Below are 10,982 nucleotides of genomic sequence, written 5' to 3'. Positions count from 1 at the left end.
CTTCCGGCGTCGCTACGACCAACGCAGGCGTCACGTCGACGACCGACTTGCACATGCTCATGCATTGACTTGTATAGTCATGCACATGACGAGGAGACGTGTCGCTGTCGCCGGTGCCAGCGGTTATGCCGGGGGAGAGGTCCTGCGCCTGCTGCTGGGCCATCCCGAGGTGGAGATCGGCGCCCTGACCGGTGCCTCCAACGCGGGCCAGCCCCTGGGCGCGCTGCAGCCGCACCTGGTGCCGCTGGCCGACCGGGTGCTGGAGGAGACGACGCTCGAGGTCCTCTCGGGTCACGACGTCGTCTTCCTCGCCCTGCCCCACGGCCAGTCCGGCGAGCTCGCCGCCCAGCTCGGTGACGACACGATCGTCATCGACTGCGGCGCCGACTTCCGTCTCGAGGACCCCGCCGCCTGGGCGCAGTTCTACGGCGGCGACCACGCCGGCACCTGGCCCTACGGCCTGCCCGAGCTCCCCGGCCAGCGCGAGCGTCTCGAGGGCCGCACGCGCTTCGCTGTGCCGGGCTGCTACCCCACCGTGTCCTCGCTGACCCTCGCCCCGGCCATCGCCGCAGGGCTGGTGCACCCCGAGGTCGTCGTGGTCGCGGCCTCCGGCACGAGCGGCGCCGGCAAGGCGGCCAAGACCAACCTGCTGGGCAGCGAGGTGATGGGCAACGCCAGCGCCTACGGCGTCGGCGGCACCCACCGTCACACCCCCGAGATCACCCAGAACCTCTCGCGCCTCGTCGAGGGCACGGTCAGCGTCAGCTTCACCCCGCTGCTGGTGCCGATGCCACGGGGCATCCTGGCCACCTGCTCGGCCCCGCTGGTCGATCCGGTCAGCGCGGAGGAGGCCTACGACGTCTACGCCGAGGCCTACGCCGACGAGCCGTTCGTGCACCTGCTGCCCGCGGGCCTGTGGCCCCAGACCAAGTCGGTGACGGGCTCCAACGCGGTGCACGTGCAGGTCACCGTCGACGAGGCCGCCGGCCGCCTGGTGGCGGTCGGTGCGGTCGACAACCTCGCCAAGGGCACCGGCGGTGCGGCGGTGCAGTGCATGAACATCGCGCTCGGCATCGACGAGACCACCGGCCTCACCGCCGTCGGGATCGCGCCGTGAGCGTCGATCAGCCGGCGGAGACCGGCACCCACGAGGACGGCCCCGCCGCGTCGGGCGGCACGGTGTCGTACGTGCTGCAGCAGTTCCCCGAGAAGCTCGCGCTGGTGAAGCTCCCGGTCGGCGCCGAGGTGCCGAGCTGGGCGGAGTCGTCGTCGCTGTTCTCCGTCACGGCGACCGCCACCGAGACCACGCTGATCTGCGCGGGCCGCAACGTGCCCACCAAGCAGGTCGCCCACAAGGGCCTGGTCGCCTTCTCGGTGCAGGGGCCGATCCCGACCGAGGCGACCGGGGTGCTGGCCGCGCTGCTGGTGCCGCTGGCCGAGGAGCAGATCAGCGTCTTCTCGATCTCCACCTTCGAGACCGACTGGGTGCTGGTGCCCTCGGGCGCCACCGAGCGCGCCACCGAGGCCTGGCGCCGTCACGGCCACACGGTGCGACCCGCGGTGCCCGTCGGCGCGTCACGGGCACCGCGCGAGCGCGAGCCGCGCGCCGGCAACGGCACCGACAAGCCCCCGCGCACGACCGGTCGCTCCCGCAAGGATCCGCAGTCCGACCAGCAGCCGGACCGGCGTTCCGGCTCCAGCAGCAGCGAGAAGAGGAAGAGATGAGCGTCACCACCCCCGCCGGCTTCGTCGCCGCCGGCGTCGAGGCCGGCCTGAAGGCCTCCGGCGGCAAGGACGTCGCCCTGGTGGTCAACCAGGGACCCTCCCACGACTCCGCCACCGTCTTCACCGCCAACCGCTGCAAGGCCAACCCGGTGCTGTGGAGCCAGGAGGTCGTCAAGGACGGCACCGTGCGCGCGGTCGTCCTCAACTCCGGCGGCGCCAACTGCTACACCGGCCCCGAGGGCTTCCAGACCACCCACGCGGTCGCCGAGCGCGTCGCCGACCACCTCGGCATCGGGGCGCTCGACGTCGTCGTCTGCTCGACGGGTCTGATCGGCCTGACCAACGACCGCGAGCAGGTCCTCGCGGGCGTCGACGCCGCCCACGCCGCTCTCTCCGCCGACGGCGGCGACCAGGCCGCCCACGCGATCATGACCACCGACTCGGTGAGCAAGCAGGTCGTGGTCGAGGGCGCGGGCTGGTCGGTCGGCGGCATGGCCAAGGGCGCCGGCATGCTGGCGCCGCAGCTGGCCACGATGCTCGTCGTGCTCACCACCGACGCCGTCGTGCCCGCCGCCGACCTCGACACCTCGCTGCGCGCGGCGACCCGGGTCTCCTTCGACCGGCTCGACTCCGACGGCTGCATGTCGACCAACGACACCGTCACGGTGATGGCCAGCGGCGCCAGCGGCATCACGCCCTCGGTCGACGACTTCACCGACGCCCTGACCCAGGCGTGCACCGACCTGGCGATGCAGCTGCTCAAGGACGCCGAGGGCGCCGACCACGAGATCGCGATCACGACCCTCAACGCCGCCTCCGAGGAGGACGCCGTCGAGGTCGGGCGCAGCGTGGCCCGCAGCAACCTCTTCAAGGCCGCGATCTTCGGCAACGACCCCAACTGGGGCCGCGTGCTCGCCAGCATCGGCACCACGCAGGCGGCCTTCGACCCCGCCGACCTCGACGTCGCCATGAACGGCGTCTGGGTCTGCCAGCGCTCCACCCCGCACGCCGACCCCGAGACCGTCGACCTCACCGGCCGCGAGGTCAGCGTGACCATCGACCTCAAGGCGGGCTCCGAGCGGGCCACCGTCTGGACCAACGACCTCACCCACGCCTACGTCCACGAGAACAGCGCCTACTCATCATGAACGATTCCAGCACCGGAGAATTCACCGTCGGCAAGCCCGACCAGGCCAAGGCCCGCACGCTCGCCGCCGCCCTGCCCTGGCTGAAGCAGTACCACGGCAAGATCGTGGTCGTGAAGTACGGCGGCAACGCCATGACCGACGACTCCCTCAAGCGGGCCTTCGCCGAGGACATCGCCTTCCTGCGCTTCGCCGGCTTCCGACCCGTCGTCGTGCACGGCGGCGGGCCGCAGATCTCCAGCATGCTCGACCGCCTCGGCATCGAGTCGGAGTTCCGCGGCGGCCTGCGCGTGACCACGCCGGAGGCGATGGACGTCGTGCGCATGGTGCTGGTGGGGCAGGTCCAGCGCGAGCTGGTGGGCCTCATCAACGAGCACGGCCCGCTGGCCGTGGGCTGCTCCGGCGAGGACGCCGGGCTGTTCACCGCCACCGCCACCGGCACGGTCGTCGACGGCGAGGAGGTCGACCTCGGCCTGGTCGGCGAGGTGACCCGCGTGCGTCCGGAGTCGGTGCTCGACCTCATCGAGGCCGGCCGCATCCCGGTGGTCTCCTCGGTGGCCCCCGACGAGGACGGCACCGTCCACAACGTCAACGCCGACTCCGCGGCCGCCGCCCTGGCCGTGGCGCTGAAGGCGGAGAAGCTGCTCGTGCTGACCGACGTCGAGGGGCTCTTCCTCGACTGGCCCGACTCCGAGGACGTCGTGGGCGAGATCAGCCCCGAGTCCCTGGCCGAGGTCATCCCCTCGCTGGCCAGCGGCATGGTCCCGAAGATGGGCGCGTGCCTGCTGGCGGTCGAGGGCGGGGTGCCGCGCGCCACCGTCGTCGACGGGCGCGAGCCGCACGCCGTGCTGCTGGAGCTGTTCACCAAGGAGGGCGTCGGCACGCAGGTGCTGCCCGGCGTCGAGACCAAGACTCGCAAGGCCCGGGAGACCCAGCCATGACCGAGCAGCAGGCGCTGCAGGAGCGCTACGCCGACTCGCTGATGAACACCTTCGGCCCGCCCAAGCTCGTGCTGACGCGCGGGAAGGGTGCGCACGTGTGGGACGCCGACGGCAAGGAGTACGTCGACCTGCTCGGCGGCATCGCCGTCAACGCCCTGGGCCACGCCCACCCCGCGCTGGTCGAGGCGGTCACGACGCAGCTGTCGACGCTGGGCCACATCTCCAACTTCTTCACCAGCGCCCCCCAGGTCGAGCTGGCCGAGCGTCTCCTGGCGTTCGCGGGCGCCGACGGCAAGGCCTTCTTCGCCAACTCCGGCGCGGAGGCCAACGAGGCCGCCTTCAAGCTGACCCGCCGCACCGGGCGCACCCACGTGGTGGTCGCCGAGGGCGGCTTCCACGGCCGCACCATGGGCGCGCTCGCCCTGACCTCGAAGCAGGCCTACCGCGCTCCCTTCGAGCCGCTGCCGGGCCACGTCGAGTTCGTGCCGTACGGCGACGAGGCGGCGCTGGCCGCCGCCGTCACCGACGACACCGCCGCGGTCCTGCTCGAGCCGATCCAGGGCGAGGCCGGTGTCGTGGTCGCGCCCGAGGGCTACCTCGCCGCGGCGCGGCGCGTCGCCGACGAGCACGGCGCGCTGCTGTGGTTCGACGAGGTCCAGTCGGGCATGGGCCGCACCGGCTCCTGGTACGCCCACCTGCCCTCCGGCGTGGTGCCCGACGTGATCACGCTGGCCAAGGGCCTGGGCGGGGGCTTCCCCATCGGCGCGGTCCTCGGACTGGGCCGTGCCGCGGACCTCTTCGACCCCGGCAACCACGGCACGACCTTCGGCGGCAACCCGGTGGCCTGCGCCGCCGCGCTGGCCGTCGTGCGCACCATCGAGTCCGAGGGCCTGCTGGCCCACGCCGTCGAGGCGGGTGACCGGCTGCGCGCCGGTCTGATCGCCGACCCGCGGGTGACGGAGGTCAGGGGTGAGGGACTGCTGATCGGCCTCGACCTGGTCTCGGAGCACGCCGCCGAGGTCACCGCGGCCGCGATGGCCCACGGCTACATCGTCAACAACCCCACGCCTCGTCGGATCCGGCTCGCCCCGCCGCTCGTGCTGGGCACCGCCGACGTCGACGCCTTCCTCGCGGCGTGGCCGCGGATCCTCGACGACGCGGGCGTCTCGTGAGCGCCCCGGCCCCCACCGGAGCGGTCCTGCCTCCCGCGGTGGCCCTGCGGCACTTCCTGCGCGACGACGACCTGTCGCCGGCCGAGCAGTCCCGCGTGCTCGACCTCGCCGCCGAGCTCAAGGCCTCCCCGCACCAGCAGCGCCCCCTGGCCGGTCCCCGGTCGGTGGCGATGATCTTCGACAAGCCGACGCTGCGCACCCAGACCTCGTTCTCGGCCGGCATCGCCGAACTCGGCGGGTTCCCCATGGTCGTCGAGGGCAGGCTGGCCGGCATCGGCGTGCGCGAGTCGGTCGAGGACGTCGCGCGGGTGCTCGGTCGCCAGGTGGCCGCCGTCGTGTGGCGCACCTTCCACCAGTCCGACCTCGACACGATGGCCGCCCACGCCGGCGTGCCGGTCGTCAACGCCCTCACCGACGAGTTCCACCCCTGCCAGCTGGTGGCCGACCTGCTGACGGTGCGCGAGCACAAGGGCGACCTCGCCGGCCTGACGGCCGCCTTCGTCGGCGACGCGGCGTGCAACATGGGCAACTCCTGGCTGCTGGCCGGGGCCACCGCCGGCATGCACGTGCGTGTCAGCGCCCCGGAGGGCTACCTGCCCGACGAGGCGATGTTCGCGCGGGCCGCCGAGATCGCCGCCGGCACCGGCGGCTCGGTGGCGGCGGTCGCCGACCCGGTGGCCGCGGTCACCGGCGCCGACGTCGTGGTCACCGACACCTGGGTCTCGATGGGCAAGGAGGAGGAGGCCGAGGCGAGGGCGGCGGTGTTCGCGCCGTGGTCGCTGACGACGCGGCTCCTGGCCCACGCGCGACCCGACGCCGTGGCGCTGCACTGCCTGCCGGCCTACCGCGGCAAGGAGATCGACGCCGAGGTGCTCGAGGGACCGCAGAGCGTGGTCTGGGACGAGGCGGAGAACCGGCGCCACGCCCAGAAAGCCGTCCTGGCCTTCCTGCTCGACCCCTCGCTCGCGCAGGACCCGACGGCGGGGGAGAGGTGAGCCTGATGACCGAGTCGGTCCTGCGGCCCGCGACCAAGAACGCGCGCCACCAGCTGATCGTCGAGCTGGTCTCCACCCAGGAGGTCCACTCGCAGGGCGAGCTCGCCGTGCTGCTGGCCGAGAGCGGTGTCCGGGTCACCCAGGCCACGCTCTCGCGCGACCTGGTCGAGCTCGACGCCGTCAAGGTGCGCGCCGCCTCCGGTGCGCTGGTCTACGCCGTGCCCGGTGAGGGCGGCGACCGTCGCCCGGCCCCGCCGGCCGACTCCGCCGCTGCCCGCGCGCGACTGGCCCGGCTGTGCGCGGAGCTCCTCGTGAGCGCCGACGCGAGCGCCAACCTCGTGGTGCTGCGCACCCCGCCCGGCGCGGCGCAGTTCCTCGGCAGCGCCTTCGACAAGGCCGACTTCCCCGACATCCTCGGCACCATCGCCGGTGACGACACCGTCCTGGTCATCGGTCGCGACCCCGCGGGCGGCGACGACCTGGCCCGACGATTCCTGGCGCTGGCCGAGACCCACGTCCCGCCGGCGCCCTGACCCCCGTCGCACCTCCCCGCACGTCCTGACGCCGCGGCGCCCCGCCCCGCTCGGAGCGTGCGCCGCCCCACCAGACTTCCGTCCCGATCCCCAAGGAGCCCCACCGTGAGCAAGGTCCTCACCACCCTGCCGAAGGGCGAGCGCGTCGGCATCGCGTTCTCCGGCGGCCTCGACACCTCCGTCGCCGTCGCGTGGATGCGCGACAAGGGTGCGGTGCCCTGCACCTACACCGCCGACATCGGGCAGTACGACGAGCCCGACATCTCCGGGGTGCCCGACCGCGCCCTGCAGTACGGCGCCGAGATCGCCCGCGCCGTCGACTGCCGCACCCAGCTGGTCGAGGAGGGCTTCGCCGCCATCGCCTGCGGTGCGTTCCACATCCGCTCCGGCGGCCGCACCTACTTCAACACCACCCCGCTCGGCCGCGCCGTCACCGGCACGATGCTGGTGCGAGCCATGCACGAGGACGGCGTCGACATCTGGGGCGACGGGTCGACCTTCAAGGGCAACGACATCGAGCGGTTCTACCGCTACGGGCTGCTGGCCAACCCCGCCCTGCGCATCTACAAGCCCTGGCTCGACGCCGACTTCGTGCACGAGCTGGGCGGTCGCGCCGAGATGAGCCAGTGGCTGACCGAGCACGGTCTGCCGTACCGCGACAGCGCCGAGAAGGCCTACTCCACCGACGCCAACATCTGGGGCGCCACCCACGAGGCCAAGGTGCTCGAGCACCTCGACGCCTCCCTCGAGCTGGTCGAGCCGATCATGGGCGTGAAGTTCTGGGACCCCGCGGTCGACATCGCCACCGAGGACGTCACGATCCGCTTCGACCAGGGCCGCCCCGTGGCGATCAACGGCCAGACCTTCGCCGACCCCGTGGCTCTGGTGCACGAGGCCAACACCGTGGGCGGGCGTCACGGGCTGGGCATGTCGGACCAGATCGAGAACCGCATCATCGAGGCCAAGTCGCGCGGCATCTACGAGGCCCCGGGCATGGCGCTGCTGTGGATCGCCTACGAGCGCCTGCTCAACGCGATCCACAACGAGGACACGGTCGCCAGCTACCACAACGAGGGCCGCCGCCTCGGCCGGCTGCTCTACGAGGGCCGCTGGCTGGACCCCCAGGCGCTCATGCTGAGGGAGTCGATCCAGCGCTGGATCGCCTCGCTGGTCACCGGCGAGGTCACGCTGCGCCTGCGGCGCGGCGAGGACTACACCGTCCTGCGCACCGACGGGCCGGCCTTCTCCTACCACCCCGACAAGCTGTCCATGGAGCGCACCGAGAACGCCGCGTTCGGGCCCACCGACCGCATCGGCCAGCTCACGATGCGCAACCTCGACATCGCCGACTCGCGCGCCAAGCTCGAGCTCTACGCCACCCAGCCGCTCGACCAGGGCCAGGTGCTGGTCGAGAACGGCACCCTCTTCGGTGAGCTGGAGCCGGGCGGTGCGAAGCGCATCGCCACGCGCCCGGCCGGCGAGGGCGACATCGACGACGAGGCGCTCGACCATGCGGCCATGGAGTTCGGCACCGACTGATGGAGCCGATCCTGCGCCGCAGCGCCCGGGTGGTGCCGGTCAGCGCCACTGGCGAGGTCCTGCTGCTGCTCGACCACGACCCCGAGCGTCCCGACGCTCCGCGCTGGGGCACCGTCGGCGGTGGCGTCGACGAGGGGGAGTCCCTCGTCGACGCCGCCCTGCGCGAGCTGCACGAGGAGACCGGGGTCCGGGCGGGGGCGGCCGACCTGGTGGGGCCCTTCCACCACCAGGTGCAGGACTTCTCCTGGCGCGGCACGACCTACCGGGGCGACGCGACCTTCTTCGCCCTCGCCCTCGACCGGGCGCAGGAGGTCGTCTTCGACCACCTCGAGGAGGCCGAGGTGGGGGTCGTCCTCGAGGCGCGCTGGTGGACCCCCGACGACCTGGCCGACGACGGCCGGCTCGTCTCGCCCGACCTGTGCGACATCATGACCGCGGCCGTCCGGGCCGTCCTGGGAGGAGACCAGTGAGCACCACGAACACCGGCAAGCTGTGGGGAGGCCGCTTCGCCGGCGGCCCGTCGCCGGAGCTGGAGGCGCTGTCGCGCTCCACCCACTTCGACTGGCGACTCACGCCCTACGACCTCGCCGGGTCGCGCGCCCACGCCAACGCGCTGCACCGCGCCGGCCTGCTCACCGAGGCCGACCACGCCGAGCTGTTGCGCGGCCTCGACGCGCTGGGGGAGCGGTACGCCGCCGGCACCCTGCGGCCAGACGACTCCGACGAGGACGTGCACGGCGCCCTCGAGCGGCTGCTGCTCGAGGAGGTCGGACCCGACGTCGGCGGGCGACTGCGGGCGGGTCGCAGCCGCAACGACCAGATCGCGACGCTCTTCAAGGTCTTCCTGCGTGACCACTGCCGCGTGGTGGTCGGGCAGGTGCTTGACCTCGTGGGCGTGCTGGCGGCCCAGGCCTCCGACCACCTGGCGGGCACGCCCACCGTCATGCCCGGCCGCACCCACCTGCAGCACGCGCAGCCGGTGCTGCTGGCCCACCACCTGATGGCCCACGCCTGGCCCCTGCTGCGCGACGTCGACCGGTTCCTCGACTGGGACGCCCGTGTCGCGGCCGACTCGCCGTACGGCTCCGGCGCTCTCGCGGGCCAGAGCCTGGGGCTCGACCCGGTGGGCGTGAGCGCCGAGCTCGGGTTCACCGGCTCCAGCGCCAACTCCATCGACGGCACCGCCGCGCGCGACTTCGTGGCCGAGTTCGCCTTCGTGTGCGCCCAGATCGGGGTCGACGTCAGCCGCCTGGCCGAGGAGGTCATCCTCTGGTCGACCCGGGAGTTCGGCTTCGTGACGCTGCACGACTCCTGGTCGACGGGCTCGAGCATCATGCCGCAGAAGAAGAACCCCGACATCGCCGAGCTGGCCCGCGGCAAGGCCGGACGGCTCGTCGGCAACCTCTCGGGTCTGCTCGCCACCCTGAAGGCTCTCCCCCTGGCCTACAACCGCGACCTCCAGGAGGACAAGGAGCCGGTCTTCGACTCCGTCGACACCCTCGAGGTGCTGCTCCCGGCCTTCACCGGCATGGTCGCGACCCTCGTCTTCGACCGTGAGCGGCTCGCTGAGCTCGCTCCCCAGGGGTTCTCCCTCGCCACCGACGTCGCCGAGTGGCTGGTGCGGCAGAACGTGCCGTTCCGCGTCGCCCACGAGCTCGCGGGCGCCTGCGTGCGCCGGTGCGAGGAACTGGGCCTGGAGCTGCACGAGCTCACCGACGAGCAGTTCGCGGCGATCTCGCCGGCCTTGACCCCGGGGGTGCGCGACGTGCTCAGCGCCGAGGGCTCCGTCGCCTCCCGCGACGGTCGCGGTGGCACCGCGCCCGTCCGGGTGCGCGAGCAGCTCGACGAGCTCGGTGCGGTCGTGGCCGCGCACCGCGCACGGCTCGGCTCCTGAGCCGACACACATGAGCGGCGCGCGTCCCGGGCCCGACGACCTGGCGGCGCTGCTCGCCGGCCCGGTGGAGCGCGTCGCGCCGCTGCTGCTCGGTGCCGTGGTCTCCCACGCCGGGGTGTCGATCCGCCTCACGGAGGTCGAGGCCTACGGCGGCGCCGACGACGCCGGCTCCCACGCCCATCGCGGTCCCACCCGCCGCAACGCCACGATGTTCGGCCCCGCCGGGCGGCTCTACGTCTACCTCTCCTACGGCCTGCACGTGTGCGCCAACGTCGTCACCGGTCCCGAGGGATCGCCCGGTGCGGTGCTGCTGCGTGCCGGCGAGGTCGTGGCGGGTGCCGACGAGGCCCGGTCCCGACGGCGCACCGGCGTCGCCCGCGACCTCGCCCGGGGGCCGGGGCGGCTCGGCCAGGCCCTCGGCCTGCGGCTCGACCTCGACGGCACGGATCTCCTGACCCCGAGCACCGTCACCCTGCAGCCGGGGGAGCTGGTCACGTCCGTGGAGCGGGGGCCACGGGTGGGGCTCCGGGGCGACGCCGAGCGGCCGTGGCGCTTCTGGATCGCGGACGAGCCGACCGTCAGCGCCTACCGCAAGGCACCCCCGTTGGGGTGTTGACGCCCTGATTTGGCCTGCCCGCAACACGTGTGTAACGTTCTTCCTGTCGCAGCGAGCAGCTGCCACTCGGACCGAGAGGTCACCCGAGTGGTTGACGCACGTGCGGCGGCCGGATCGTACGGCAGGGAGTCACTCCGACGGAGTTGACGCGCTGAGGTCGGACCGGTAAGTTTCTGCAGGTTGCCCCGCCGCTTCGACCGCAAGGTCGCAGGACGGTGTGCGTCTGATTCTTGAGAACTCAACAGTGTGTCATAGTCGACGAATTAGTTTGTTATGCCCCGTTGGCTGATCTCCTTTTTTGGGGGTTGGTTGATGGTTTCTTTGGTAAGACAATGATTCTGACATCATGTCAGGGTTTTGTTCTTGTCAGGCATCTCTTTTTCCTCGCGTCCTTTGTGGGTGTGGGGTGTTGTTTTTCAACG

Annotated in this window: 11 protein-coding genes; all 11 read left to right on the top strand. The window is 72.4% G+C overall.

Features of this window, described 5'->3' with window-relative positions:
• Positions 1–79: 79 nt before the first annotated feature.
• The 11 genes from argC to M3673_RS00005 all read left to right on the top strand — a co-directional run bounded on the left by argC (position 80) and on the right by M3673_RS00005 (position 10,560).
• A complete protein-coding gene (gene argC / locus M3673_RS00055) occupies positions 80–1,117 on the top strand; it encodes an N-acetyl-gamma-glutamyl-phosphate reductase (protein ID WP_156697730.1) in 1,038 nt (345 codons plus the stop codon).
• On the top strand, positions 1,114–1,725 hold the full coding sequence (locus M3673_RS19460) for an ACT domain-containing protein (protein ID WP_251530677.1): 612 nt from the start codon (positions 1,114–1,116) through the stop codon (positions 1,723–1,725). The genes argC and M3673_RS19460 overlap by 4 nt, the downstream gene beginning before the upstream one ends.
• Positions 1,722–2,873: a bifunctional glutamate N-acetyltransferase/amino-acid acetyltransferase ArgJ gene (argJ, locus tag M3673_RS00045; RefSeq protein ID WP_251530675.1), complete on the top strand. Its 1,152-nt coding sequence runs from the start codon at positions 1,722–1,724 to the stop codon at positions 2,871–2,873. Before M3673_RS19460 ends, argJ begins: the two co-directional genes overlap by 4 nt.
• On the top strand, positions 2,870–3,811 hold the full coding sequence (argB, locus tag M3673_RS00040) for an acetylglutamate kinase (RefSeq protein ID WP_193666480.1): 942 nt from the start codon (positions 2,870–2,872) through the stop codon (positions 3,809–3,811). The genes argJ and argB overlap by 4 nt, the downstream gene beginning before the upstream one ends.
• Positions 3,808–4,983, top strand: coding sequence for an acetylornithine transaminase (locus M3673_RS00035; protein ID WP_251530674.1), 1,176 nt, complete (start codon positions 3,808–3,810; stop codon positions 4,981–4,983). The genes argB and M3673_RS00035 overlap by 4 nt, the downstream gene beginning before the upstream one ends.
• Positions 4,984–5,027: 44 nt before the next feature.
• Positions 5,028–5,978 carry an ornithine carbamoyltransferase gene (argF, locus tag M3673_RS00030; RefSeq protein ID WP_193666504.1) on the top strand — a complete coding sequence of 317 codons (951 nt, stop codon included), beginning with the start codon at positions 5,028–5,030 and terminating at the stop codon, positions 5,976–5,978.
• 5 nt (positions 5,979–5,983) lie between these two features.
• Positions 5,984–6,511: an arginine repressor gene (locus tag M3673_RS00025; protein ID WP_056862824.1), complete on the top strand. Its 528-nt coding sequence runs from the start codon at positions 5,984–5,986 to the stop codon at positions 6,509–6,511.
• A gap of 105 nt (positions 6,512–6,616) precedes the next feature.
• Positions 6,617–8,050 (top strand): argininosuccinate synthase, encoded by a 1,434-nt coding sequence (gene argG, locus M3673_RS00020; RefSeq protein ID WP_056862825.1) that lies wholly within the window; start codon positions 6,617–6,619, stop codon positions 8,048–8,050.
• The gene (locus M3673_RS00015; protein WP_193666478.1) at positions 8,050–8,520 is read left to right on the top strand and encodes an NUDIX hydrolase; all 471 of its coding nucleotides are present in this window, start codon (positions 8,050–8,052) and stop codon (positions 8,518–8,520) included. The genes argG and M3673_RS00015 overlap by 1 nt, the downstream gene beginning before the upstream one ends.
• Positions 8,517–9,944, top strand: a complete 1,428-nt coding sequence (gene argH / locus M3673_RS00010; RefSeq protein ID WP_251530672.1) for an argininosuccinate lyase — start codon at positions 8,517–8,519, stop codon at positions 9,942–9,944. The genes M3673_RS00015 and argH overlap by 4 nt, the downstream gene beginning before the upstream one ends.
• A gap of 10 nt (positions 9,945–9,954) precedes the next feature.
• A complete protein-coding gene (locus M3673_RS00005; RefSeq protein WP_251530670.1) occupies positions 9,955–10,560 on the top strand; it encodes a DNA-3-methyladenine glycosylase in 606 nt (201 codons plus the stop codon).
• Positions 10,561–10,982 lie beyond the last annotated feature (422 nt).

Source organism: Nocardioides sp. P86, from assembly GCF_023712465.1.
In the GTDB taxonomy this organism is placed as follows: Bacteria; Actinomycetota; Actinomycetes; order Propionibacteriales; family Nocardioidaceae; genus Nocardioides; species Nocardioides kribbensis.
Note: the sequence above shows the minus strand (reverse complement) of the source record. Positions and strands in the feature narration are given on the sequence as shown.